At 60.2% G+C, this 25,686-nt stretch carries 23 protein-coding genes and 1 pseudogene; 10 read left to right on the forward strand and 14 right to left on the reverse strand.

What is annotated here, in order from left to right:
- Nucleotides 1–35: 35 nt before the first annotated feature.
- From uvrA to lexA, 6 genes are all read right to left on the reverse strand, one after another.
- Nucleotides 36–2,555 (reverse strand): excinuclease ABC subunit UvrA, encoded by a 2,520-nt coding sequence (gene uvrA, locus ATH90_RS15645; protein ID WP_098466705.1) that lies wholly within the window; start codon nt 2,553–2,555, stop codon nt 36–38.
- Nucleotides 2,552–4,264 carry an ATP-binding protein gene (locus ATH90_RS15650; RefSeq protein WP_098466706.1) on the reverse strand — a complete coding sequence of 571 codons (1,713 nt, stop codon included), beginning with the start codon at nt 4,262–4,264 and terminating at the stop codon, nt 2,552–2,554. The genes uvrA and ATH90_RS15650 overlap by 4 nt, the downstream gene beginning before the upstream one ends.
- Nucleotides 4,265–4,388: 124 nt before the next feature.
- A complete protein-coding gene (locus tag ATH90_RS15655; RefSeq protein ID WP_098466707.1) occupies nt 4,389–7,460 on the reverse strand; it encodes an error-prone DNA polymerase in 3,072 nt (1,023 codons plus the stop codon).
- A 55-nt stretch (nt 7,461–7,515) separates the two neighbouring features.
- Entirely contained in the window at nt 7,516–8,928 is a 1,413-nt protein-coding gene (locus ATH90_RS15660) for a Y-family DNA polymerase (protein WP_098466708.1), read from the reverse strand.
- Between the two features lie 7 nt (nt 8,929–8,935).
- Nucleotides 8,936–9,550 carry a translesion DNA synthesis-associated protein ImuA gene (gene imuA, locus ATH90_RS15665; protein ID WP_034106294.1) on the reverse strand — a complete coding sequence of 205 codons (615 nt, stop codon included), beginning with the start codon at nt 9,548–9,550 and terminating at the stop codon, nt 8,936–8,938.
- On the reverse strand, nt 9,550–10,167 hold the full coding sequence (gene lexA / locus ATH90_RS15670; protein ID WP_034106295.1) for a transcriptional repressor LexA: 618 nt from the start codon (nt 10,165–10,167) through the stop codon (nt 9,550–9,552). Before lexA ends, imuA begins: the two co-directional genes overlap by 1 nt.
- A gap of 200 nt (nt 10,168–10,367) precedes the next feature.
- On the opposite strand from lexA, the gene ATH90_RS15675 reads away from it, so the two are divergent.
- The 5 genes and pseudogenes from ATH90_RS15675 to ATH90_RS15685 all read left to right on the forward strand — a co-directional run bounded on the left by ATH90_RS15675 (nt 10,368) and on the right by ATH90_RS15685 (nt 16,651).
- The gene (locus tag ATH90_RS15675) at nt 10,368–15,218 is read left to right on the forward strand and encodes an RHS repeat-associated core domain-containing protein (protein ID WP_098466709.1); all 4,851 of its coding nucleotides are present in this window, start codon (nt 10,368–10,370) and stop codon (nt 15,216–15,218) included.
- The gene (locus ATH90_RS15680; RefSeq protein WP_098466710.1) at nt 15,215–15,598 is read left to right on the forward strand and encodes a hypothetical protein; all 384 of its coding nucleotides are present in this window, start codon (nt 15,215–15,217) and stop codon (nt 15,596–15,598) included. The genes ATH90_RS15675 and ATH90_RS15680 overlap by 4 nt, the downstream gene beginning before the upstream one ends.
- A 260-nt stretch (nt 15,599–15,858) precedes the next feature.
- Complete coding sequence (locus tag ATH90_RS29955) at nt 15,859–16,017, forward strand: hypothetical protein (RefSeq protein ID WP_170041125.1); 159 nt, start codon at nt 15,859–15,861, stop codon at nt 16,015–16,017.
- Nucleotides 15,987–16,265, forward strand: a pseudogene (locus ATH90_RS29120) (scabin-related ADP-ribosyltransferase); the annotation flags it as partial. The gene ATH90_RS29955 and the pseudogene ATH90_RS29120, both read left to right, overlap by 31 nt.
- Entirely contained in the window at nt 16,262–16,651 is a 390-nt protein-coding gene (locus ATH90_RS15685; protein ID WP_098466711.1) for a hypothetical protein, read from the forward strand. The pseudogene ATH90_RS29120 and the gene ATH90_RS15685, both read left to right, overlap by 4 nt.
- Nucleotides 16,652–16,859: 208 nt before the next feature.
- Here ATH90_RS15685 and ATH90_RS15690 read toward each other — a convergent pair whose 3' ends face one another.
- Together ATH90_RS15690 and ATH90_RS15695 are read right to left on the reverse strand one after the other, a co-directional pair.
- Nucleotides 16,860–17,447, reverse strand: coding sequence for an NUDIX domain-containing protein (locus tag ATH90_RS15690; RefSeq protein WP_034106322.1), 588 nt, complete (start codon nt 17,445–17,447; stop codon nt 16,860–16,862).
- Nucleotides 17,448–17,458: 11 nt separating this feature from the next.
- The gene (locus ATH90_RS15695; RefSeq protein WP_034106323.1) at nt 17,459–18,316 is read right to left on the reverse strand and encodes an SDR family NAD(P)-dependent oxidoreductase; all 858 of its coding nucleotides are present in this window, start codon (nt 18,314–18,316) and stop codon (nt 17,459–17,461) included.
- A 162-nt stretch (nt 18,317–18,478) separates the two neighbouring features.
- On the opposite strand from ATH90_RS15695, the gene ATH90_RS15700 reads away from it, so the two are divergent.
- Nucleotides 18,479–19,405: an alpha/beta hydrolase gene (locus ATH90_RS15700; protein ID WP_034106324.1), complete on the forward strand. Its 927-nt coding sequence runs from the start codon at nt 18,479–18,481 to the stop codon at nt 19,403–19,405.
- A 192-nt stretch (nt 19,406–19,597) separates the two neighbouring features.
- Here the strand turns inward: ATH90_RS15700 and ATH90_RS15705 are convergent, their stop codons facing one another.
- Nucleotides 19,598–20,758, reverse strand: coding sequence for an alpha-hydroxy acid oxidase (locus ATH90_RS15705; protein WP_069077558.1), 1,161 nt, complete (start codon nt 20,756–20,758; stop codon nt 19,598–19,600).
- Between the two features lie 121 nt (nt 20,759–20,879).
- On the opposite strand from ATH90_RS15705, the gene ATH90_RS15710 reads away from it, so the two are divergent.
- Complete coding sequence (locus ATH90_RS15710; protein WP_034106328.1) at nt 20,880–21,665, forward strand: DeoR/GlpR family DNA-binding transcription regulator; 786 nt, start codon at nt 20,880–20,882, stop codon at nt 21,663–21,665.
- Here ATH90_RS15710 and ATH90_RS15715 read toward each other — a convergent pair.
- Genes ATH90_RS15715 through ATH90_RS15725 form a run of 3 tightly spaced genes read right to left on the reverse strand, consistent with a single transcriptional unit; the run spans nt 21,630 to nt 23,010 of the window.
- Nucleotides 21,630–22,367 carry a DUF72 domain-containing protein gene (locus tag ATH90_RS15715; RefSeq protein ID WP_098466712.1) on the reverse strand — a complete coding sequence of 246 codons (738 nt, stop codon included), beginning with the start codon at nt 22,365–22,367 and terminating at the stop codon, nt 21,630–21,632. The two genes, ATH90_RS15710 and ATH90_RS15715, sit on opposite strands and share 36 nt — an antisense overlap.
- The gene (locus tag ATH90_RS15720) at nt 22,364–22,795 is read right to left on the reverse strand and encodes a DNA methylase (RefSeq protein WP_098466713.1); all 432 of its coding nucleotides are present in this window, start codon (nt 22,793–22,795) and stop codon (nt 22,364–22,366) included. The genes ATH90_RS15715 and ATH90_RS15720 overlap by 4 nt, the downstream gene beginning before the upstream one ends.
- A 2-nt stretch (nt 22,796–22,797) precedes the next feature.
- Nucleotides 22,798–23,010: a hypothetical protein gene (locus ATH90_RS15725; RefSeq protein WP_034106331.1), complete on the reverse strand. Its 213-nt coding sequence runs from the start codon at nt 23,008–23,010 to the stop codon at nt 22,798–22,800.
- A 201-nt stretch (nt 23,011–23,211) separates the two neighbouring features.
- Here ATH90_RS15725 and ATH90_RS15730 point away from each other — a divergent pair, with 201 nt between their 5' ends.
- On the forward strand, nt 23,212–23,772 hold the full coding sequence (locus ATH90_RS15730; RefSeq protein WP_098466714.1) for a type 1 glutamine amidotransferase domain-containing protein: 561 nt from the start codon (nt 23,212–23,214) through the stop codon (nt 23,770–23,772).
- A gap of 62 nt (nt 23,773–23,834) precedes the next feature.
- Here ATH90_RS15730 and ATH90_RS15735 read toward each other — a convergent pair whose 3' ends face one another.
- On the reverse strand, nt 23,835–24,041 hold the full coding sequence (locus ATH90_RS15735; protein WP_034106335.1) for a PLDc N-terminal domain-containing protein: 207 nt from the start codon (nt 24,039–24,041) through the stop codon (nt 23,835–23,837).
- 264 nt (nt 24,042–24,305) lie between these two features.
- On the opposite strand from ATH90_RS15735, the gene ATH90_RS15740 reads away from it, so the two are divergent.
- Both ATH90_RS15740 and ATH90_RS15745 read left to right on the forward strand, forming a co-directional pair.
- Nucleotides 24,306–24,782 (forward strand): hemerythrin domain-containing protein, encoded by a 477-nt coding sequence (locus ATH90_RS15740; protein WP_098466715.1) that lies wholly within the window; start codon nt 24,306–24,308, stop codon nt 24,780–24,782.
- 67 nt (nt 24,783–24,849) lie between these two features.
- On the forward strand, nt 24,850–25,128 hold the full coding sequence (locus ATH90_RS15745) for a hypothetical protein (protein WP_034106338.1): 279 nt from the start codon (nt 24,850–24,852) through the stop codon (nt 25,126–25,128).
- On the opposite strand, the gene ATH90_RS15750 is transcribed toward ATH90_RS15745, so the two are convergent.
- Nucleotides 25,117–25,602, reverse strand: a complete 486-nt coding sequence (locus tag ATH90_RS15750; protein WP_098466716.1) for a molybdopterin-binding domain-containing protein — start codon at nt 25,600–25,602, stop codon at nt 25,117–25,119. The two genes, ATH90_RS15745 and ATH90_RS15750, sit on opposite strands and share 12 nt — an antisense overlap.
- Between the last annotated feature and the right edge of the window lie 84 nt (nt 25,603–25,686).

Consider the following 25,686-nt stretch of genomic DNA (forward strand, 5'->3'; position numbering starts at 1 on the left):
GCGTGCTCGCTGCCACAATTGAGCGATGTTGCCGGTTAGATCAGCTCTCGGGCCAGGAAGGGTGCGGTACGGCTGGTCTTGCTCTTGGCGACCTTCTGCGGCGTACCACTGGCAACCACCTTCCCACCCAAATCCCCCGCCCCCGGCCCGATATCGATCACCCAGTCGCTTTGCGCCACTACGCGCATCTCATGCTCGACCACAACCACCGTATGCCCAGCATCCACCAGATGGTTCAACTGGCTGAGCAAGCGATCGACATCGCGTGGATGCAACCCGGTGGTCGGCTCATCCAGCACATACAAGGTGGCGCCCCGTGCATTGCGCTGCAGCTCGGTGGCCAGTTTGATGCGCTGCGCTTCGCCGCCGGAGAGTTCGGTCGCCGGTTGCCCCAGGCGCAGGTAACCCAGGCCGATATCCCGCAGCACCTGCAGCGAACGCAGCACGCCAGGCTGCTCGACAAATACTTCCACTGCCTGTTCCACCGTCAGCCCCAGCACTTGGGCGATCGTCAGGCCTTGCCATTTGATCGCCAGGGTCTCTGGGTTGTAACGCGCGCCGTGGCAGGTCGGGCATGGCGCGTACACGCTGGGCATGAACAGCAGTTCGACACTGACGAACCCCTCGCCCTCACAGTTCGGGCAACGCCCCTTGGCGACGTTGAAGGAGAACTGCCCGGCATCATAATCACGCTTCTTCGCTGCAGGCGTGGCCGCGAACAGCTTGCGTACGTTGTCGAACAGCCCGGTATAGGTCGCCAGGTTGGAGCGTGGGGTGCGGCCGATGGGCTTCTGATCCACCTGCACCAGGCGGTGGATCTGCTCCAGCCCGCTACTGATGCGCCCACCGCTGGTTTGCGGCGCGTCGTCTTCGAGGCTGGGCTCTTCGTCGTTTTCCACCACGCGCCCAAGGCCGGCACCCACCAGTTCCAATAACGCCTGACTGACCAGGCTGGACTTGCCCGAGCCGGAAATCCCGGTGACCGCCGTGAAGCAGCCCAATGGGAAATCGACGTTCAAGCCGTCGAGATTATTACGCGTCACACCCTCCAGCTTCAGCCAGCCCTTGGGCTCGCGACGCACCTGACTCGCCACGCGCTGTTCAGCGAACAGGTACGCACGGGTCTGCGACGCCTCCACCTCCGCCAGCCCCGCCGGTGGGCCGCTGTACAGCACCTGCCCGCCGTGCTCACCGGCAGCCGGACCCACGTCGATCAGCCAGTCGGCGCGGCGCATGGTTTCCAGGTCGTGCTCCACTACAAACAGCGAATTACCCGCCGCCTTCAAGCGCTCGAGCGCAGTGAACAATGCCTCGCCATCCGCCGGATGCAAACCTGCCGAGGGTTCATCCAGCACATAGATCACGCCGAACAGCTGCGAGCCCAGTTGGGTAGCCAGGCGCAAGCGCTGCAACTCGCCCGATGACAGCGTGGGTGTACTGCGCTCCAGGGACAAATAACCCAGACCCAATTCGGTCAGGGTGCTGACCCGTTCAAGCAGATCCTGGGCGATGCGTTGCGCGGCCAAGCGTTTTTCCACGGACAGTTTCATCTTGTCCTGCCCCGCCGCCACCGGCCGCAACAATTCAGCCAGTTGCGCCAGCGACAGTTGCGACAACTCACCAATGTCGACCCCGGCAAACTTCACCGACAGCGCTGCCTGGGTCAGTCGCTTGCCGTCGCACAGCGGGCAGGCGCTGCCCTGCATGAACTGCGAGACACGCTTTTTCATCAGCGCGCTTTGGGTATGAGTGAAGGTGTGCAGGATGTAGCGCCGAGCACCGCTGAACGTGCCCTGGTAGCTGGGCTCGAGTTTGCGCTTGAGCGCCTCGCGTGTCTGTTCGGGAGTAAAGCCGGCGTACACCGGCACGGTCGGGGTCTCTTCGGTGAACAAAATCCAGTCACGCTGCTTTTTCGGCAAGTCGCGCCAGGGAATGTCCACGTCATAGCCCAGGGTCACCAGGATGTCGCGCAGGTTCTGGCCTTGCCACGCCAGCGGCCAGGAGGCCACCGCGCGTTGGCGAATGGTCAACGACGGATCCGGCACCATCAGCGCTTCGGTGACTTCATACACACGGCCCAGGCCATGGCATTGCGGGCAGGCGCCTTGGGGCAGGTTGGGCGAGAAGTCCTCGGCATACAGCATCGCCTGGCCCGGTGGATAGCTGCCAGCACGGGAATACAGCATGCGGATCAGGCTCGACAACGTGGTTACGCTGCCCACTGACGAACGCGCACTCGGCGTCCCGCGCTGCTGTTGCAGGGCCACGGCGGGTGGCAAGCCTTCGATGCTGTCCACATCCGGCACACCGACCTGATCGATCAGGCGCCGCGCATACGGCGCCACCGACTCGAAATACCGCCGCTGGGCTTCGGCATACACCGTGGAAAAGGCCAGGGATGACTTGCCCGACCCCGACACGCCCGTGAAGACCACCAAGGCGTCCCGGGGAATGTCGACATCAACGTTACGCAGGTTATGTTCGCGGGCGCCGCGCACACGCACAAAGCCCTGTTGCAGGGCCGTGATCGGGGGAATATCGCGCTGTGAAGTCATGTGCAACCTTGTCGGACTGAGAGCACGCTGCGCACCCGTTGCATCAAGGCTTCGGGACTGTAGGGCTTGCTCAGCAGATGAATGTCGGGGCTCAGCAGGTGATTGCTGGAAAGAATGTCGCGGGTATGGCCGGAGGTAAACAGCACCGCGATCGGAGGCGTCTGGGCACGGGCCCAGGCGGCCAGGTCCGTGCTCTTGATGCGGCCGGGCATGACCACGTCGGTAAAAATCAGCTCCGGTTGCACACCCGATTGCAGCATATGCATTGCACGGTCACCGTCTTCGGCCGTGAGCACGGAGTAACCCGACTGCTCCAGCAATTCCACGACCGTACCGCGCACGTCTTCGTTGTCCTCGACCACCAGGATGGTCTCGTGGCCCGTGGCGGGCAATACCGGCTCGGCGTGGGTTTCGTGGACCTCTTCGCCGAGGGTGCGCGGGAAGTACATCTGCACCACCGTGCCCTTGCCTTCCTCGCTCCACACCTCGACATGCCCACCGCTTTGGCGCACGAAGCCGAACACCATGCTCAGGCCCAGGCCAGTGCCGTGACCATTGCGCTTGGTGGTGAAGAACGGCTCGAACACCCGCGCCAGGATCGTCGGCGGCATGCCCACGCCGATATCGGTGACCGCCAGCCGCACATACTCACCCGGCTTGATGCTTTTACCCACGCACTCGCGGGGGTTGAGGATGATGTTTTCGCCGGTGACCCGAATCACGCCCTCGCCCTTCATCGCGTCCCGGGCATTGATCGCCAGGTTGAGCAGTGCGTTCTCCAGCTGGTTACGGTCAACGTTGATGCACCAGGAGTCCTGGGGCAATTGCACGTCGATATGGATCGTCTCTCCCAGCGCTCGCTGCAGCAGTTCGCCAAGGCCGGCGTAAATGCGTTGCGGGTTGTACACCGCAGGGGACAACGGTTGGCGCCGAGCGAAAGCGAGCAACTGCGACGACAGCTTCGCCCCGCGCTCCACCGCCGCAATCGCGGCCGCGACACGGCGTTGCACCTGTTCGTTTTGCGGCTCATGGCGGGCCAGCAGGTGCAAATTACCGGCGATGACTTGCAGCAGGTTATTGAAGTCGTGCGCCACACCGCCGGTCAGGCCGCCGATGGCTTCGAGTTTCTGCGATTGGCGCAATTGGGCTTCGGCCGCCGAGCGTGCCTGCACTTCCTCGGCCACCCGTTGTTCCAGGTTGTGCGTCAGTTCCTGTCGCACACGTTCGGACTTCACGTGCTCGGTGGTCTCGATCACGATCACCAGGACCCCAGCGGGTTGTTGGTGATCGTCGGCCACCGGACTGTAGGTCAGGTCCATCCAGACTTCTTCCGGCTGGCCGTTGCGCAGCAACTCCAATGGAAAGTTGCGGTACGACAGGGTGCCTCCGGCCAAGCAGGTATCCAGCACATTGCGGTTGAAATCTGCGACTTCCGGCCAGCCAAGCTCCACGGGTTTTCCCAGCAGGTAGGGGTGGCGACCGCCCGCAAACACTGAGTAACTGTCGTTGTAGATCATGTGCCCCACCTTGCCCCACAGCATCACCATAGGCATGGGTGAGGCCAGCAGCATTTGCACTGCACTGCTGAGGCTGCAGGGCCACTTGTCAATCGGGCCTAACTCGGTGGTCGACCAATCGAAGGCGCGGATCCGTTGGGCCATTTCACCGCCCCAGCCTTCGCAGCCGTGGGTATTGGATAAAAATTGCATGTTGGGCTCTTGGCGACGATAGCGTTGGTGGGGAGCGCTGTTCCACTGATAAGCGTTGGAGCCTGGCCGCAATGAATCGTTTCATTTGCGTATAGCTTATCCGGGGCGACCGCTGCAAGGCCCCTCAGTGGAAATCCCGGCTGCGCACATGGATCCCTTCCAGCAGCGCCGTCAGGTCGGTCAAGCGCCCGGCAATCAGGTGCCGCACCTCGCCCACCGCCTCCCAGCGCCCATCCACTTTCAGCAGCCTCGACCCCACCAGCACCTGGCGTTGACGCTCGGCAAGGTCGCGCCAGACCACGACGTTGAGGTTACCGAACTCATCTTCCAGGGTCACGAAGGTCACACCGCTGGCGGTACCTGGGCGCTGTCGCCCCGTCACCAAACCGACGACGCTGACGTTGCGGCCATGCTCGACCACCATCAGCTCCTGCGAACTGCGGCAGCGGCGCTTGCGCAACTCGGCCCGCAACAACGCCAGCGGATGCGGGCCCAGGGTCGTACCGAGCGTGGCGTAGTCAGCCTGCAGGTCCTCGCCCACCGTCGGGGCCGGCAGTTCCACCACGGCTTCATCGGGGCTCGGCAGGCCGGCAAACAACCCCAGTTGCTTGTGCACGCCGGCCACTTCCCAGCGTGCGCTGTGGCGGTTGCCGGCCAGGGCACGCAAGGCTCCGGCATCCGCCAGCAATGCCTGGGCGCGCGCATCCAGACCGGCGCGGTCGTCCAGGTCGGCAATGTCGCTGAAAACCCGGCGTTGGCGCGCCGCCTCGATGCGCCGACCGTCCTCTTCGCGAAACCCCGAGATCATGCGCAAGCCCAGGCGAATCGCTGGCTGCGCACCGTCGATGGGCTCCAGGCTGCAATCCCAGTCGCTGGCCTGCACATCCACCGGACGGATCTGCAAGCGATGACGCCGCGCATCCTGCAGGATCTGGTCCGGGCTGTAGAAGCCCATGGGCCAGCTGTTGATCAGCGCACAGGCAAACGCCGCCGGTTCATGGCACTTGAGCCAGCAACTGGCGTAGGTCAGCAAGGCGAAACTGGCCGCATGGGACTCGGGAAAGCCATAGCTGCCAAAGCCCTTGATCTGCTCGAAGATTTGCGCGGCAAAGGCTTCGCTGTAGCCATTTTTGAGCATGCCGGCACGCAGGCGCTGCTGGTGCGGTTCCAGGCCGCCGTGGCGCTTCCAGGCGGCCATGGAACGGCGTAGCTGGTCGGCCTCGCCGGGGCCGTAGTCGGCGGCGACCATGGCGATCTGCATCACTTGCTCCTGGAACAACGGGATGCCCAGGGTGCGTTCCAGCACCACTTTGAGTTGCGGTGACGGATAAGTGGCTTCTTCCTCCTTGTTTCGCCGGCGCAAATACGGGTGCACCATGCCGCCCTGGATCGGCCCGGGCCGCACAATGGCGACCTCGATCACCAGGTCATAGAACGTCTGCGGCTTGAGCCTGGGCAGCATCGACATCTGCGCCCGCGACTCGATCTGGAACACGCCGATGGTGTCGGCCTTGCTGATCATCGCGTAAGTGGCCGGGTCTTCTTTGGGGATGGTTGCCAGGGCCAGGTCCAGGTCGCGATGGCGGCGCAGCAGATCGAAGCAGCGGCGGATCGCGCTGAGCATGCCCAGGGCGAGGATATCCACCTTGAGCAGGCCCACGGCATCGAGGTCGTCCTTGTCCCACTGGATGATGGTGCGATCGGCCATCGCGGCGTTTTCCACTGGCACCAGGGTATCCAGCGGGTATTCGGAAATCACGAAACCGCCGGGGTGCTGGGACAGGTGCCGAGGGAAGCCGATCAATTGCTGGGTAAGCGTGAGCACGCGGCGCAGGATCGGGCTTTGCGGGTCGAAGCCACCTTCGCGCAGCCGTTCCAGGGGCGGCGCCTCTTCACTCCAGCGCCCGCAGCACTCGGCCAGGGCGTTGATCTGGTCCGGCGGCAACCCCAGGGCCTTGGCCACATCGCGCACCGCACCGGACGCGTGGTAGCTGCTGACCACCGCCGTCAGCGCGGCACGGGTGCGGCCATAGCGCTGGAACACGTATTGCAGCACTTCTTCGCGGCGCTCGTGTTCGAAGTCCACATCGATGTCGGGCGGCTCGTTACGCTCCTTGGACAGGAAACGCTCGAACAGCATATTCGTCAGGCTCGGGTTGATCTCGGTGATGCCCAAGGCAAAGCACACCGCCGAGTTGGCTGCCGAGCCGCGGCCTTGGCACAGGATCGAACGGCTGCGGGCGAAGCGCACGATGTCGTGCACCGTGAGGAAATAACTTTCGTAGCCCAGCTCGCTGATCAGCTCCAGCTCTTTGTTGATCTGCAGCAAGGTCTTGGCGTCGACACCTTGCGGCCAGCGCTGGGCGATCCCCTCTTCGGTCACCGCGCGCAGCCAGGATTTGGCGTCGTGGCCGCTGGGCACCAGTTCGCGCGGGTAGTGGTAGCGCAATTGGCTCAAATCGAACGTGCAGCGGCGGGCGATGGCCTGGGTTTCGTCGAGCAGCCGTTGCGGGTACAGGTTGGCCAGGGCGTCAAGGCTGCGCAGGTGTCGCTCGCCATTAGGGTGCAGGCGCGTGCCGGCTTCGGCCACTGGCACGTGATGACGGATGGCGGTCATGGTGTCTTGCAAGGCCCGGCGGCCACGCGCATGCATGTGCACATCGCCGCAGGCCACCGCGGGAAGGTGCAGGCTGGCGGCCAGGTTCAGGCGCTGTTCGAGGTGGCGCACATCGTCCTGGCCGCAGTGCAGGTGCACTGCCAGCCACAGCCGCCCAGCAAAGGTGCGGCGCAGCCATTGGATCGACGCCTGGGTATCGTTGTCTTCGGCGACCCACAGCGCCAGCAGGCCGGGCAGCGGTTGCTCGAAATCCTCTTGCAACAGGCGATAGCGGCCTTTTTCGGCACGTCGCCGGGCCAGGGTGATCAAGCGGCACAGGTGCTGGTAGCCGGCGAGGTCTTCCACCAGCAGTACCAGCTTCGGGCCGTTCTCGATGCGCACCTCGCTGCCGATGATCAGTGGTAAGTCCACCGCCTTCGCCGCCTGCCAAGCACGCACGATGCCCGCCAGGGTGCATTCATCGGTGATCGCCAGCGCGCTGTAGCCCTGCTGCTTGGCCCGCTCGAACAACTCCAGCGCACTGGACGCGCCGCGCTGGAAGCTGAAGTTGGACAGGCAGTGCAGTTCGGCGTAACTCATGATCGCCACTCACCGCAGGCACCGGCTCGCCGGCGTCTACAGAAGGGTGTGGTATTCATGCGAACCAGCCTTGCAGCCACAGCCCATCACACTGCCCTACGGTGCGGTAGGCCCAGCCTTGCTGGCCGGCACGGGTCTGGATCAGGTAGTAGTCACGGCGGATATCCGCGCCGTCCCACCAGCCAGATTCGATGCGCTCCGGCCCCATGAGGATCTGTACGCCCTGCTCGGCCAGCAAGGTCGGCTCACTCAGCAGCCAGCCGGGGCGTTGCACCTTGTTCAGGCTCGGACATGGGTTTTTATCCGCGGCTGCTTGCCACGCGCATTCGGGACGGTGGTCGGCGTGAAAGCGCAGGCCCTGCACCGCCTCATCGCCCAGGCGCGCACGCAGGCGCTCACGCAATTGCTCCCAGGGCAACGTCTGTTGCGGGCGGTCGTCGAACAGGTCCTGGCGCTGCGGCACGAACACCGGCAGGTCCTGGGCCACCAGGCGAAAGCCGCGCACCGGCGAGGTGACTTGTACCTGCTCCAGGCGCCCCCGGGCCAGTTCAAACAGCATCGCCGGTTCGCGCTCGGCGCTGAGCAGCCCGACCTTGATCACACTGTCCGGCGCCTGGGCGTGTTCCAGATGCAGGTCGAAACGCTGCACGCCACTGTCTCGCCCGCAGAGGAAGGCGGACAGATCGCCGGTCAGGCGGCGCAGGGGGAACAACAACGCCTGGTGGGATTGCACGTCGAAATTCAGCTCGATGCGCACATCGAACCGGTCTGGCGGCTGATAAAACGCCAGGGCCAGCGGTCGCTGCCCGTTCAGTGCATCCAGGTGCTTGAGCAGGCTGGCATCAAAGCGTCGCGCCAACGTGTGCCGAGGCAACGCCTGTACCTGGGCCAGGGTGCGCAGGCCCATGCGCGACAAGGCCGTGGCGGCCTGTGGATCGAGGCCGGCACGGTCGATGGGCAGCGGCGCCAGGGCCTGCATCAACCTGTCATCCTGCACAGCCAGGCCATCGTAGATATTCGCCAGTACCCGTGCCGCTGCCGGGTTGGGCGCGGCAACGATACGGTGACGAAAACCCAGTTCGGTCAACGCCTTGCGCAGGCGCGCTTCGAACTGTGGCCACGGCCCGAATAGGCCCAGGCTTGACTCGATTTCGAACAGCAAGGCACGCGGGTAATACAGGCTGACCTGGGAGCTGAACTGGTAGGCCCAGGCGGCGAGGAATTGCTGGTGGCGTTCGATCTCGGCGGGGTCGTATTCGACACTGGCAAAGGTCTTGGCCAGGGCATGCGCCGCCGTCAGGGATTGGCCGGGGCGCAAGCCCAAGGCGCGGGCAGCGTCATTGACGGCCTGCAGCACACGCCGCTGTGGCGTGCCGGCCAGCAGCGCCAGGGGTTGATCCGGTTCGGGGTGCACACGCTGCACCCCGTCCAGCGCCAATTGCGGGAAGACAATACACACCCAGCGCATGGCAACCTCAATGCCCCGCCAGCGCAATCGGCGCCGGGTGGGCCAGACCGCCCCGGCACTTGAGCACCCGCACCTGCGCGGGTTTGGCCTCGACCGCCAGGCGCAAAGCCGCGGGCGAGGAATTGATCGCCTCGCTCAGGGCGCGCCAGGCGAACGCCAGGGTCTGCCCGGTTTCCGCCGCGACTTGCAGGCGCCGCAGCGCTCGGTCCTCAGCCTTGCGTGGCCAGCACAACACTGCGCCGCAACTGCCGGAACGCAGGCACTGCTCCGCCGCCCACAGGGCATCGCGCTCCTCGGCCTGGATCACCGAGAGCAGGCGTAAATCCACGCCAGCGTTCTGCCAGGCATGGGGGTAAGGCGTATAGGGCGGCGCCACCAACACAATGCGCTCCCCTGCCTTTGACAAGCGCGCCAGGGTTGGCAGCACCAGTTGCAACTCGCCGACGCCTTCCTTGGCCATGAGGATTTCACTCAAGGCCGCCTCCGGCCAGCCACCCGTGGGCAGCACTGCATCCAGCGCCGCCAGCCCGGTGGGATGCACGCTGGCCGGTGGCGCGGCAGGCCGGCCCTTCCAGACACGCCCGCCATTGAACAGCGTGTCCAGTGCAACGACGGCGCCCATCAACCTTGCCTCACCAAACCGCAGAACACGCCTTCGATGGCCAGGTCCTGGTCGGGGCCTACCACGATGGGTTGGTACGCGGGGTTACGCGGCAGCAGGCGCACACTGTCGCCGCTGCGCTCGAAACGCTTGATGGTCACTTCGCCGTCCAGGCGCGCCACCACAATCTGCCCATTCAAGGCCTCGGCACTGCGGCGAACACCGACCAGGTCGCCGTCGAGAATGCCATCTTCGATCATCGAGTCCCCCTGCACCCGCAACAGGTAGTCCGGGGTTTTCGCGAAGGTCGACGGGTCCAGTTGAAGGCGGCTGTGCACTTCGGCATCGGCACCGATGGGCAAGCCTGCAGCGACCCGCCCCAACACCGGCACATCCAGCCATTCCGGACGCGCCGGTTGATTGAGCAGGCGAATGCCCCGGGCCTGGTTGGGGTTGACCTCGATAAAACCGGCCTCAGTCAGCGCCAGCACATGCTTGCGCGCCACGCTGCGCGAGGCAAAGCCGAACGCCTCGGCGATCTCGGCGAGGCTGGGAGGCTGGCCTTGCTGCGCGATGCGGTCGCGGATAAAGGTCAGGATGGCGGTACGGCGGGGGGTTAGAGTCGTCATGGAGTACATTTGTACTCCTGTGGGAAATTTCTGACAATAGCCGCCAGTCGCGTGGGCGTGACAAGAGTCATCGAAACTTCCCACATAACGGTCGGAGAAGCTCTACTCCGCGCCCCTAAAAAGGTCTGCAAAGTCCTTCGCCTGAATACACAGTGCGAGGGATTGCAGATGGCGTTATTTGTTTGGGCCCCGGTTGATGGGGCTGCCTCATGTTCGAAGTGACCAGCCAAACCATCGGATTGTTGGTACTGGCCACCATGGATTCAACGACGCGGGACGTCGAATCCGTCATCAGCGACTTCAAGCGCTGCCTCAATCACTACGACGCCTGGGCCGAGAGCTTTTTCAGCTTTTCGGCGCTGGATATCGAGCAGGTATTCAAGGTCGGGGATGAAGTGGCACTGGTTGCTCCGATCGACCGTTCGCTGTTTCCCAGCACCACCACCGCAACCTGCCAGGCAGACGGCACGCTGACCCTGGTGCACATGTTCCAGAGTGCTCGATTCGTACCCATTGGCAATACGCCAGTGATGGTGCAACGCATTGATCCAAAGGGTGGCCCGCTTGGGGAGCCCCTCCATAGAACCATCGGGCCCAGCGGCATTCTCGAAATCAAGGAATGTGATCGCAACCAGCAGTACCGGGTCAGTTTCTACCCCAACGTTTCCAAAGCGCATTTCAAGGCGCTGTACACCTCTTACCAGTCGGTAATCGCACTGCTGGAAAGTTGGCTGCGCAACGAATGGGGCAGCACTTTCGAGCCGCTGTGGAAGAGTTACTCCGAAGCTAACGTCCTCAAGCGCTACCTTTCGCTGCATCAAGCCTACGCACGCGGGTTTGGTGAAGCGCTGTATTCGCTCTGGGATACCATCAAGCAGCTGTTCCAGTGGCTTTCGGACCCATGGGGTCATGCCGAAAAACTGCTGCATTACCTGTCCCAGGACGAATTTGAAAAGCTGCTGAAGCTCGGTGCTGAAAGCATCGCAAAGGGCTTGCTGGTGCTCAGCGATGAGCCGCTGCTGTTCATCTATCTGTCGGCAATGGTTAGCTGGATGCGCATGCTACCGCCGCCTTACATGAACGAGTTACTGGGGGAAATCAGCGCCGAAGTATTGATCAATTTGCTGCTGTGTCTCGCCACTGCCGGGATGGGGATGGCGGTGCGCATGAGTGCGAAGCTAATTAACGGCATCAAGTCTCAGCGTGCGCGCAGCGGGTTGGAGCACATGGGTGCACAGTTCGGAAAGTTTCGCGTGGATGATCACGCGGAGGTAGCCAAGCCGTTGTTGCTGGGCAGCGCAGCGACACCGATCCGGGTGATTCCAGATGTGCCTTTGAAGGTTGGGGATCAGGTGGTTTCCAACCCGGTGCCGCTGGTTCGGGACAAGGCCACGCAACGGACGGTGTTGGTGCGCCAGGAGCCTGTGGATGACGTGCCGTCTACTGCTCGCAATCCCAATGGGGATGCCGCTGCGTCGTCGGACAAAACCGCCACGAACGGTTGCCCGGTGTCGATGGTCACGGGCGAGGAACTGCTGACCCTGACCGATGGGACGCTGGACGGGATTTTGCCGTTTGAGTGGACACGCTTGTACCGCACCAGTGCAGTGGAAGTGGACTGCGGGTTGGGGTTTGGCTGGAGTCACTCGCTGGCGCATCGGCTTATGGTTGAGGGGGATTCGGTTGTATGGACCGATCATGAAAACCGCTCGACCACCCTGCCCTTGCCCACCGTTTCTCGGCCTGCAATCACCAATAGCCTGGCCGAAGCGGCGGTCTACCTGGGGACTGTGCCTGATGAACTGGTGCTGGCTCAGTCGTCACGTTTCTACCACTTTCGCGACGGTGTGCTGACAGCGATCAGCGATGCGTATGACAACCGGTTGCGCATTTGCCGGGATGTTCTGGGGCGCATTGAGCGCCTGGATAACGGTATCGGGCGCTCACTGTTTTTGCGCTATGCCTCGGGCCGGATCGTGGCGGTGGACTACCAGGTTCAACGCGTCGTGGATGAGGGTCCGTATGTGTGGGTGACGGAGCAGACCGTCGTTTCCTACGCCTATGACGACGCTGGACGACTGATTTCGGCGACCAATGCGGTCGGTGAAAGTGAGGTTTATCGGTACGACGCTCAGCACGTGATTCTTGAGCGTGGATTGGCCGGTGGGGCGAGTTTCTATTGGGAGTGGGAACGGTCTGGCAAGGCCGCGCGGTGTGTCCGGCATTGGGCGAGTTTCTCGCAGATGGATACGCGGTATGCCTGGGATGACAACGGGCAGGTCACGGTGTTTAACGCCGACGGCAGCCAGGAAGTCTACGTGCATGACCAGCGGGCGCGGCTGGTGCAGCGGGTGGATCCGGAGGGGGCCGAGCACTTCAAGTCCTACGATGACAAAGGCCGGCTGACGGTTGAGCAGGATCCTCTCGGTGCGATCACGGCGTATCAATACGACGAAGCCGGACACCTGGTGGCGTTGTTTCCGGGGGATGACGAGCCGACCACCTACGAGCATGACAACGGGTTCGTACGGGTTGTGCGGCGTGGTGAAGCCGTCTGGAAATACGAGCGGAATGACCAGGGCGACGTTACGCGTAGGACCGATCCTGACGGCAACGCTACTGACTACAGCTACAACAAATACGGGCAACTGGTTGGGGTTTGGTATCCAGACCATAGCTGTCAGCGACTGGTGTGGAATGAACGTGGGCAGTTGCTTGAGGAGCAGTTGCCCAATGGCGGCGTTAAGCGCTATCGCTATGACGATCTCGGCCGACAAGTTGCGCGTGAGGATGAGCATGGTGCGCTGACCCAACACCAGTGGGACAGCGTGGGTCGGTTGATCCGTGTAGTGCTACCGGGCGGTGCGTGCAGGGAATACAGCTACAACGCTTACGGAAAAATCACTTCCGAACGCGATGAACTGGGGAACGTCACCCGCTACGAATACGCCGACGGCCTGCACCTGATCAGCCGCCGCATCAACGCCGATGGCAGCCAGGTCAAGTACCGCTACGACAACGTGCGTTTATTGCTGACTGAAATCGAAAACGAGGTCGGCGAGACCTACCGGCTTCAGTACCACAGCAATGGTCTGATCCAGCAGGAAACCGGGTTTGACGGCCAGCGTACGGCTTACGTCTACGACCTCAACGGCAACCTGCAGGAAAAGACTGAACACGGTGATGACGGTAGTCGGCTGGTTACTCGCTATGAGCGCGACCCTGCCGGTCGACTCGTAGGAAAAACCCTGCCAGACGGTAACAAGGTTGATTACGCCTACGACCGCCAAGGCAATCTCCTAAGCGTCGAAGATGGCCATTGGGCCCTGACCTACGAATACGACGTCCAAAATCGCCTCACCGCCGAACACCAAGGCTGGGGCACCCTGCGCTACGGCTACGACGCCTGCGGCCACCTTCATAGCCTGCGCCTGCCGGACAACAACCGTCTCACCTTCAACCACGCCAAAGGTGGTCACCTCGCCACCGTCGAACTGAACGGCGAAACCCTGACCTCTCATCTCTACAAAGCCGGCCAGGAGCACCAACGCCAACAAGGCCAACTGATCAGCCACTACCACTATGACGACCAGCAGCGCCTGCACGCTCACGCCGTCACCCAGCAGGCATACACCCTTTATCAACGCCAGTACGACTACGACAAATCCAGCAACCTCACCCGCCTGCTCGACACCCGCAAAGGTGAACACCGCTACCACTACGACCCACTAAGCCGCCTCACCCGCGCCGACCACACCCAAGACGAGCAAGAACGCTTCGGCCATGACCCCGCCGGCAACCTGCTCATGCAAAACCGCCCCGGCCCCGATATCGTCGCCGGCAATCGCCTGATGATCCAGGGCGACCACCATTACGACTACGACGCCTACGGCAACCTCATCCGCGAACGACGCGGCAAAGGCCACACCCTCGTCACCGAATACCGCTACGACTGCCAACATCGCCTGATCGGCACCACCCAACCCAACGGCCAAACCGCCAGCTACCGCTACGACCCGTTTGGGCGGCGAATCAGCAAAACCGTCGATGGCATTACGACCGAGTTCTTCTGGCAAGGCGACACACTCATCGCCGAACACCACGCGAACCGCCACCGCAGCTACCTCTACGAACCCAACACCTTCCGCCCGCTGGCGCTGCTGAAAGGCTTCGGCCCAAAGGAAACCAAGGCCTACCACTACCAACTCGACCACCTTGGCACCCCGCAGGAACTCACCGCTCCGGATGGCGAGATCGTCTGGTCTGCGCATTACCGTGCTTACGGCGAAATCAGCCGTCACGACATAGGAAAAGTCGACAACCCCCTGCGCTTCCAGGGCCAATACTTCGATCAAGAAAGCGGACTGCACTACAACCGCCATCGCTACTACAATCCGGATGTTGGTCGTTACCTGACGCCGGACCCGTTGAAGTTGGCGGGTGGGATCAATGCTTACCAGTACGTGCCCAATCCCACAGGATGGGTAGACCCGTCGGGTCTAAGCTCGTGCCCAGGTGGAGATGGCTGCAAACCAAGTACCAACGCTCAGAATCCAACAAAGAGCGCTGATCACGGAGAGCCTGCGTTACCGCAAGTGATTCGCGCGGAAAGACAGGCGAAAATAGATGTGCTTGCCGAATCAAATGCTCATCGGCGTTTATCGGAGCTCGAGGCATCAATTCCGGGGGCGCACTTTTTAGAAAAGCACGGCGCCCAAACGTCACTAGAATCTCAACTGGAGCGGGTAAAGACCGCTAGAAACCCTACCACAGGGGAAATTGAAACCTTCGACAGGGGGAGAAGAACGGGAGAACCACGGCCTCCCAGTGCAGCTACGCACTTTTTGAGCCACCGAGATCAGCTCAATGCGATTGATCGAGCAATTTTGATCTTCAAACTTAATGGTCGATCTTTAGCGTCAAAACCAATGCACATGGGGAAAATAGTCGGCGAAGGGTATAAAAGAGACAGAATGACCTATGGAAAACAAACAAAGGCAGTTGTACATTTAAATACTGATGGCCAGCCGATAACTGTCTACTCGGAGTTTGACAAATGAACAAAAAACCAGATTTAGAAATACTTCAAGGTCTGCTCTTCACCTATAGCATAGAAAATACGAAGAACCTGGAGCGAGAAGAAATAATAGCTTCAAAAAACATAAACAACGAAACCGAACTTTCAGAGCTTTTTGACGAACTGACAAAACCAGACTTTCTTTCATACAGAGAGGACGAGCAAGAGTGGTTCATCGAAACCATTCAGCACTTCCTATCCGCAAACAACGATTTTGAATCTGTCTTTTATTTATTCGACACCTACTTTGAAGACAACATAATTGACAAGAGGGGCTTCATGAAAACACTGCTCAACTGCCTTAAGAAATATCAGGAAGACGCCAACACCATAAAAACCGACACTCACTTGAAACATAAATAAACACACTTTAGAGGCCCTGAACTCATTAGACGTTGACGACTGCCCGGCCCCTCTACTCGAAAGCGTTACACTCACTGACGCCGGACCCGGCGAAGTTGGCGGGAGGGATCAATGCTTACCAGTACGTGCTCAATCCCACGGGATGGATAGACCCATTAGGCTTAAGCACGTGCCCGAATGCGAATAGCTGTAAGTCACACACAACCACAGAAAATCCAAACACACAGATAACGGTAGACGAGGGTATTTCCTCGCTACCAGTGTCAAGTAAAAAGCAAGCATATTTATATCGAGGAGACTCAAGACACCCAGACGAAATATTTGAAACCGGCTTTAATAGCAGAGGAAAAAGTACAAACCTTTACTTGCACACGCAAATAATGCGAGCCCACCAAGCAATTTTTTCAGCACATCAGTAGTACGAGAGCAAGGGCTGATGTTCGCAACATCCTTTGGACTCGAGGAAGGCTATTTTTACACCCTAAGAAAAATCCCAAGACGGGATGTCAACAAAAAGCTAGGCAATTTTTCAGACTATAAAAAAGAGCATGAAATTGCTATACCAAACGGTATAGACACCAAGGATATTCTAGGCGCCACACCCGTTCATGATGATGGAACACATAAAGGCTACTCACTAGTCAACCCAAATAGAAATAACTCATGAAAAAGCTCGATATCACCATCATCAAAAACGCGCAAAGAGAGACAGCTAGGCTTGAACTCGACAGAACGACGTCAACGCTTTCCATAACATTCGCTGACGGCATGCAAAAAACATATTCCGACACAGACATATATACGTGCTTTGGATTAAAAATAAGAAAATTTTGTGAAATAACCTTTCTCCGTAAGGGCTCAAAAATAAATGTTTACCCTTCCGCAATGGTCTCACAGATGTCAAGCGGAGTAGTTGCTTATGAGGTAACAATGGGCGACCCCGATGCAGAACTCGTCCGTATATTCGATTACGAAGAAAACAACCTCACAAACGATATCAATGAACAGATCGCTTACCGGCTTAAGTGGTCTGATTCTCTACAACGCAGTTAATACCGTTCATATATTTGACTATGAGGAGGAAAACCTGACAAACGATTCACAAGAACAGATTGACCTCTTTTAAAAACTGGCTGGCCTCTTTAGGTGCGCAGCGGCTTCAGTCCAGGCGATGGATGTTTTCAGGTAAATCGGCATCGTCTGTTGTGGGGCTGCTCTGCAGCCCAGCACAGGTCAAGCCTACTCACTACAATAAGCAGGTTCACCAGCCTTCTTTGAGCATCCGCAATTCCAGGTGCTGCAACAGCATGATGGTCTTGCCATCGGCAATCTCGCCGTTTTGCACCATTGCCAACGCCTCATCAAAGCCCAGTTCCAGCACTTCGATATCTTCGCCCTCCTCCTCCAGGCCGCCGCCAGCACTCACGCGGTCCCCTGGCTGATATTCGCCCATGAAGAAATGAATCCGTTCCGTCACCGACCCCGGGCTCATGAACGCCGCGAAAATCTTCTCCACGTGGCCCACGCGGTAGCCGGTCTCTTCTTCGGCTTCCAGGCGAATGCGCTCTTCGGGGCTGGCGTTATCCAGCAGCCCGGCTGCGGCCTCGATCAGGTAGCCGTGGTAGTCATTGACGAACGTCGGCATGCGAAACTGGCGAATCAGCAACACCGTGCGCTGTGCGCGGTTGTACAGCAGGATAGTCGCGCCGTTGCCCCGGTCGTACACCTCGCGGGTCTGGGCTTGCCAACTGCCGTCACGGCGGCGCAGGTCGAAGCTGTATTTTTTCAGCAGGTACCAGTTTTCCGAAAGTGTCTCTTCGGCGGTGATGCGAACGGGGCTGATGTCCATGCTCGGTTTTCTCAAGAAAATGCCTGCGGTTGTTTGATGCGATCCCAGGCAGCAGCGACCTCTTGCGCATTGCTTGCCTTGATTCGAGCCAGGTCACGGGGGTATTGCACCCCTGGGTTTTCCGTGAAGCGCGTGGCGGTGAATTGGCCGTTGCTGGCCCGCAGGATGTACCCCGTGTCCTCGCACTGCGCGGATGCGAGAAAGACCACCCCCGGCGTCACCCATTCCGGCTTCAGTTCGTCCGGCGCGTCGGTCACACCCCACATGCGCGTCTTGGCGACCGGCGAGACCGCGTTGACTTTGATCCCAGCCTCCAAGCCCTCATGGCTCAACGCGTTCATGATGCCCAGTTGCGCCATCTTGCCGGCGCTGTAGGCCACCAGGCCGGTCTGCTCATACTGGGCGTACATGGCGCGGTCGGAGGTGGTGAGGATGATGCGTGGCGCGGATGAACGCAGCAGGTGCGGCCAGGCGTGCTTGCACAGCCACAGCGGGGCATAGAGGTTGATGTCCATCGCACGTTGCAGGAACGCGGCATCGAGGTCGGTGATGTTCTGGTAACCCACCCAGCCGGCGTTGTGGATCAGGATGTCAAGTTGCCCGAAGGCCTCGAGGGTGAACGCAATCAACTGCTGGCAACCCTCGTGAGTGGACAGGTCGCCACCATGCCCGATCACCGTCAGCCCTTCTGCCTGCAAGGCTTCTGCCGCCGCCTGAACCACCAAGCCGTCGCGGCCCGCACCCGCATTGTCAGCGCCGATATCGCTGATGACCACGCGCGCCCCGCCCTGCGCCAGCGCCCGTGCGTAACTGAGTCCCAAACCGCGTGCGCCGCCCGTGACAATTGCGGTTTTGCCTGTGAAATCCATGTGCTAGCTCTCCTGTTCAGCCGCCTACCCTAACAACCCTCGTACGCGTTGTTCAATGCTGTAACACTTTGCAAGCAATCCCCATTTACGGCTGTCGAATTAATTCCTGCCCTCGCAAGCCATCTGGTAAAACCGCTGCTTCACCTTTTTCCTGGAACCTTCATGTCTTCTCGTTTTCTCTCGCGCCTGAGCCTGCGCTGGTTTCCCCTGTTGTGCATGGCGCTGTTGATCGTTGGCCTGCCGGTAGGGTGCGCTGTGTTGCAACACAAGGAGCGCGAACTGGTGTTTCGCATCGAACCGGGCACGGCCAGCTGGTACAGCGGCTTGCCCAAGGCCGTGCAGGAATTCGAACTCAAGCCCGCCAGTTTCAAATCGGGGCAGAATATTCATGGCTGGTGGTACCCGGCGGACAACAAGGACGCACCGGCAATCCTTTATCTGCACGGCGTGCGCTGGAACCTGACCGGGCAACTGTTTCGCATCGAGCAACTGCACGCCCTGGGCTATTCAGTACTGGCCATCGACTATCGCGGCTTCGGCCAGAGCCACGGCGAGCTGCCGTCGGAAACCACCGTGTACGAGGATGCACGCGTCGCCTGGGAGCGTTTCCAGGTGCTGCAACCCGATCCGCAAAAACGCCTGATCTACGGACATTCCCTGGGCGGCGCGGTGGCCATCGACCTGGCTGCCGAGCTGGGCAAGCAGACACCGTTGCCGGTGCGCGGGCTGGTGATCGAGTCCACCTTTACCTCGCTGGCGGATGTGGCGACGGCCGTGGCAAATACCTCGTTGCCAGTGCGCTGGTTGTTGTCGCAGAAATTCGATTCCATCGACAAGATTGCCGACATCCGTATGCCGCTGCTGGTGGTGCACGGCCTCGAGGACCGCTACGTGCCGCCGCGTTTCAGCCAAGCATTATTTGAAGCCGCCCAGGAACCCAAGCGGCTGTTATTGGTGCCCGGCGCCAGCCATAACAACAGCATGAGCCTGGCCGGTCGCAGTTATGGCCAGGCGCTGGACAAACTGATGCAAGCGAAGATGCCGGCCCAGGTTGTCACGCACTCCACAGGTCGCAACGGCGACTCCTGAAAACGCTTTTCGGGACTGGGTTCGCGCATGCCTGTCAAGCGCAAACCCAGCCCATGCTGGGCCAAATCAGAAGTTGATCAAATATTGATCTTGGCTTAAATCGCCAACCCTGCCGGGGCTTCGCAAAGTTATCCACAGAGATACCCACGGTTTTCGTGGACAACTCTTTTTAATTATTTACGTTTTTTTTGCTCAGTAAATGCTTTCTGGAAATGTGCCCGGCAACAAAATCTCGCGATTCACCGTGCGTATATCGTTATAGCCGCACAGCGCCATGGTCACGTCCAACTCACGGGCGATAATCTCGAGCGCCTTGGTCACACCGGCCTCACCCATCGCTCCCAAACCATATAAATGCGGCCGCCCTATCATGGTGCCTTTCGCACCCAACGCCATCGCCTTGAGCACATCCTGGCCGGACCGAATGCCGCCATCAAGCCACACCTCGATGCGCTCGCCCACCGCCGCGACGATCGCCGGCAATTGGCTGATGCTCGACGGTGCGCCATCCAGCTGACGACCACCGTGATTGCTTACCACCAATGCGTCGGCGCCGGCGTTAGCTGCCAGGCGTGCGTCTTCCACATCGAGGATGCCCTTGATGATCAATTTGCCGCCCCAGCATTTCTTGATCCATTCCACATCGTCCCAGCTCAAGCGAGGGTCGAATTGCTGGGCGGTCCAGGACGATAGCGAACTCATGTCGGCCACCCCTTTGACATGCCCGACGATATTGCCAAAGCCGCGACGCGGGGTGCCGAGCATGCCCATTACCCAACGCGGCTTGGTGGCCATGTTGAGGATATTTGGCAAGGTCAGTTTTGGCGGCGCCGACAGGCCGTTGATCAGGTCCTTGTGGCGTTGGCCAAGGATCTGCAAGTCGAGGGTCAACACCAACGCATCCACACCGGCTGCCTTGGCGCGCTCGATCAATTGCTCGATGAAGGCGCGGTCGCGCATCACGTACAGCTGGAACCAGAAGGGCTTGCCAACGTGTTCGGCGATGTCTTCCAGCGAGCAGATGCTCATGGTCGACAAGGTGTAGCGCAGGCCAAACGCGGCAGCGGCGCGCGCGGTGAGTATCTCGCCATCGGCATGCTGCATGCCTGCCAGGCCGGTGGGTGCCAGCGCCACCGGCATGGCCATGTCCTGGCCGATCATGCTGGCACGGATCGAACGCTCATCGATGTTGCGCGCCACGCGCTGGCGGAATTTGATGCTGGCAAAGTCGCTTTCATTGGCCCGGTAGGTGCTCTCAGTCCAGGAGCCGGAATCGGCGTAGTCGTAGAACATGCGTGGGACACGTTTCTGCGCAAGCTTGCGTAAGTCTTCGATGGTTGTAATCAACGACATCTAGGTCACCTCTCCCTGAACTGAATGCTGAGAGTAACCGCCCACCGGCCGCACAACCAGCCATTGCGTTTAGATCGTCGGGCGACTAATCTCGCACAAACACGCAAAAAGACGCACAATCATGCACAATACTCATCAAGCCATCGACCTGCCTTCTTTGCGCAAGCAGAAGATCCTATTGCTGCTGGAGCGCGACGGTAAAGTCACCGCCTCGGAGTTGGTGGACCATTTTGCCGTGTCCCAGGACACCATCCGCCGCGACCTCGGTGAACTCGCCGCCGCAGGCCTGCTGCAACGCGTACACGGCGGCGCCCTGCCCCGGCCAAAGGACACCGGCAAAGACTTCTTCACCCGCGTCGGCGAAACCAACGAGGCCAAGCGCCACCTCGCCCGGCTGGCCGCTGACCGCGTAGAAGATGGCCAGATCGTGCTGTTCGATTCCGGTTCCACCACTTTGCAGATCGCCCAGTCATTGCCGCGCTCGATCCGCCTGACCGTGGTCACGCCGTCGCCCATGATCGCCATCGCCTTGGCCGATCATCCCGATGTGACCGTGATACTCGCCGGCGGCCAACTCAACCCGGCGACCCTGTCCACCAGCGGTCATGAAACCGTGCGGTTGATCCAGGGCATCAAGGCCGACTTGCTGTTCACCGGCGTGTGTGCGCTGCACCCGCAAGTGGGCATCAGTTCGTTGCATTTTGATGAGGTGGCCGTCAAACAAGCCTTGCTCGACAGCGCGTCCCACGTGGTGGCGGTGACCATGGCAGACAAACTCGGTGCCGTGGAGCCCTTCGTCGTGGCGCCATGCAACCGTATCCACACGCTGATCACCGAATGGCATGTACCGAGTGTGGAGGCGTATGAACAGCTAGGCTTGGAAGTGCTGCGGGTAGAGGTCGAGTAGGCACAGCGCATCAGGTGTTGCCAGGCCGCTGGCGGTGTTGTCGAAGATGCACCAGGTGGGGATACCGTCCTCAACGGACGCGCTCAACAAGCGCGCATACGCCTGGACCCGTTCGGGCCCATAGGCGCTGTGATAGATACGCGGCGTTCCGTGCAGTCGCCAATAACGCACACCTTGCCAACCAGCTGGAGTATCTCCCGACGCAATCACCGGCGGGTCAGCGGCTACTCGCCCGATCTGCAGGTCCTGCAACATCCCCTCGGCAGCAAGCCAACTCGCGTGCCGAGGCTCAAGCACGACGGCGCCCGCAAAACGCTGACGCAGCGCCGTGAAAAAAGCGTTGGCCACGCCCGGTTCGTAGCTCAACGAAGGCGGTAACTGCACCAGCAGGCAACCCAGTTGGGCGCCCAGTTGACGGCATTGCCCAAGAAACTCGTCGAGTGCAGCTTCGCAGCCTTGCAGGCGCAATTCATGGGTGATGCGCTGGGGTACCTTGACCGAGAAGCGAAAGCCTGGCGGCACCGATTGTGCCCACCGCGCATACGTCTTGGGCAGGTGCGGGCGATAGAACGAACTGTTGATCTCGACCGCATTGAAGCGCGAAGCATAGCGTTGCAAATGCGTGCCCTCGGCGGCAAATGCCGGCCACTGCTCACGCGGCAAACTCCAACCGGCGCAGCCCACAAACAAGGTTGCTGTCAAAACAGCACCTTGGCGGCATCGCGCATGAAAATCTCGATGGTCTTGGGCCCCACGCCGTCGAATGCCCCCAGGCGTTTTTCGAAGTCCGCGCGGCTCTCACTGGCATTGAGTATATGAGTGATCTTGCCGGCGTATTCGGCGTTCAACTTGGCGCTGAGGTCGAGCAAGCGTTGCGCGGTGGTTTCGTCATAGCGCACGTAATGGGCGCGTCCGAGCATGGTTACCAACTCGCGCGACGTGCAATGTTGCAACTTGCGCGCCGTGTCGCGGCCCTGCTCTTCAACGATTTCCTTATAGGCCTGCGCGGCAATGGGTGCCTGGATACGCTTGCCCATGAGGAAACTGGCGATAAACCACTTGAACAGGCCGCTGTCATCGTCGGGCTTGAGTTCGATGCCCAACTCTGACGCGGTGATAGAACGAGCCATGCTCAGTGGCCCAGCTTGCGCTCAGCCTTGGCGGCCTGTTCGTTGATGGCATCGGTCTGGCGCTCAGTCTCCTTGATCGAGGTCGGCGTCACGACCTTGTCGACGGTTTCGGTCTTGGGATTCGGGCGCTCCAGGGTGTGGCCTTTCGTGGCTTTATCAGTGCCCTTCTGGGCCTCTTCAGAGCTGATAGGTGCAGGGGTTTTATCGGCAGTCATAGTCTGTCTCCAGTGAAATGAAGGCCCGCAGAAAGGGCGAGCACTTAAGCAGCAGAGGCTTGCCGGTTTGGATAGTTCAAGGAAATTGCCCGCGCCAACCGCCCGAGAAATAAGCGCAAATTAATTTAAACCTTTGCCGCCCGTGCCGGATCAACTCTCCCATATCCCATCCTTCGCTCACCCATCAGGAGATACTCGATCATGAGTTCACACCTCAACGGCAAGAAGATTCTGGTCATCACTTCCAACACCGGCATCGAGCGCGATGAACTGCTCAAGCCATTGGAAGCCTTGCGCGGTCATGGCGCCACGGTGACTCACGCTTCCAGCAAAGGTGGCACCACCCAGACCTTTGTCGGCGACACCGAAAAGGACAAGACCGTGGAGTCCGACGCGAAACTGTCCGAGGTTTCCGGCGCTGATTTCGATGCCCTGGTCATCCCCGGCGGCACCGTCAATGCCGACACCCTGCGCCAGGATACGGCGGCACAAACGCTCATCAATGAGTTCGTCAAAGCCGGTAAAACCGTGGCTGCCATCTGTCACGGCCCTTGGGCGCTGATCGATGCAGGGGTGATCAAAGGCAAGACGCTCACCTCCTACAAGAGCGTGCGCATCGACCTGGAAAACGCCGGCGCTGCCGGCTGGGTCGATACCGAAGTCAAGGAGTGCAAGGCCAATGGCTGGACCTTGATCACTTCGCGCACACCGGACGATCTGCCAGCATTCAATGAGGCAATCGCCAAGGCCGTAGCGGGCTGAGTAGTTGACCGTTGAACGAAAACAGGCGCCTCAAGGGCGCCTGTTTTTTATCTGCTTATGCTTCAGCTTTTACGATGCTCTGGCATTTCGCGTTTCGGTCCGAACATCGCCCAGGCTATCAAGCCCACCAACGGCACAAAGATCAGCACCACCAGCCACAGCCCCTTGGTCTCCCAGCCCCCGGTGCTGCGCAGTACGATATTGATCGCCCACAACTCCAAGAGCAGCAGAACCACTGCCAGCCCGATCCAGATATATTGAATTTCCATGCTTCACCTCCTAGGTCGTATTCCTTAGGTCAAGCATCGGCCGCGAGGGTTCATTAAAATTTGCGCAAATATCCCGGGAGGGTGGAATGCAACGCGCCACAACGCCAACCATGCAACCTGCACGACAGGCATGGCCGCCCTACCCTCGCAGCCCTTTGAATTACTTGATGAATCACCGATAGCTCAAGTTGGTACAACTGATGCAACCGTTACTGGACGAGGCGTGCATTTCGACATGCCCTTGGTTCCCGTGAGGTGTCACCCATGAATGCCATTGATCTGCTCAAAGCCGACCACGAACGCGTGAAGACCCTGTTGACTCAATTAAGTGAGTCCACCGAGCGCGGAGTAAAAAAACGCACAGAGCTGCTGGCCAAGCTGGAAGCGGAAATCAGCCTGCATACCAAAATGGAAGAGGAGATCCTTTACCCTGCGTTCAGGAAGGCCGGCGGCAAGGAGCAGGACATCATGTACCACGAGGCCAAGGAGGAGCACCGCACAGTCGACTCGCTCGTGCTGCCGGATCTGAAGCAGACCGAGCCTTCGACCACGGAGTTTTCCGGCCGCGTCAAAGTGGTCAAGGAATTGTTGGAGCATCACATCGAGGAAGAAGAAACCGAGATGTTCCCGCAGGCTAAAAAGCTGTTGGGTAAAGCGCTGCTTGAAGAGTTGGGCGCCGAAATGGAAGCAATGAAGGCGGCACATAAAAAATTGCAGTCGACCAAGTCGATGGCGGCTTGATCGCGGCCTGACGGAGCCTGGAATTGTTCCAGGCTCTTGATACACCCACACCATAGGGGATTGCGTCATGAAGACCACATCGTCCCAAAGGATTTTGCTCATCGTCGGCCTGTCAGCCCTGCTCTGCGGCCCCGCTTTCGCCGCATTTGGCGACAATCCCGAACCGTCCTCCAACGCCTTGAGTAGCGACAGCGCCCCTGGCTCCGCCCTGCCGCCAGGAACCTACCCCAGCAGCCCCTCCGACAGCGACAAGAAAACCGAAGACACAGACAAGCAGCCGAGTAAACCGGCCAAACCGGCGGACACTCACAAACCCAGCAAAGAGAAGCCCCGCTCAGGCAGTTGACGATCGGTAGACCTTGATCCGGGGAAAGCCCGCCGCTGCCAGCAGGTCGATGTCCCAGGCATCCAAGCGCTTGTCGGCGCTCACCACAGGCTGCCCGCGTTGCAGCAGGTGCGCACGCTTGATGACGTGTTCACCCATGCGCAACGGCGGGCACCAGATGCGCGGGCCGTACACTCGGCAGCGCTGCAGGGCCACCACGCTGTCGGCACCCGCTGGCAGCGGCGCGCCGGTCAATACCCGTGCGGCTTGACTGGCCTGCAATGGCAGGTCACGCCCGTGGGGTCTGACCAGCACCAGATAGCCGCCGAGCTCCGACACGTCAACCGCACGCAGGGCATAGCCGTCCAGGACGCTGATGTCCCGACCTGGCACATCGACGGGTGAAAACACCTCTTCGGCGGTCACCCGTCCAAGGGCCTGGGACAAGGCAATCATTTCGGTGCAGACGACACGGTGCTGAATCAGATCGTCCATGATCCAGGATCCGCGCACTGACACGCAAAAGACGCGTCTCGACGGCGAAGCAATTGCGCAAGGGACAAGGGCATGGCGTCTTCC

This window comes from Pseudomonas lurida (assembly GCF_002563895.1).
Classification (GTDB): domain Bacteria; phylum Pseudomonadota; class Gammaproteobacteria; order Pseudomonadales; family Pseudomonadaceae; genus Aquipseudomonas; species Aquipseudomonas lurida.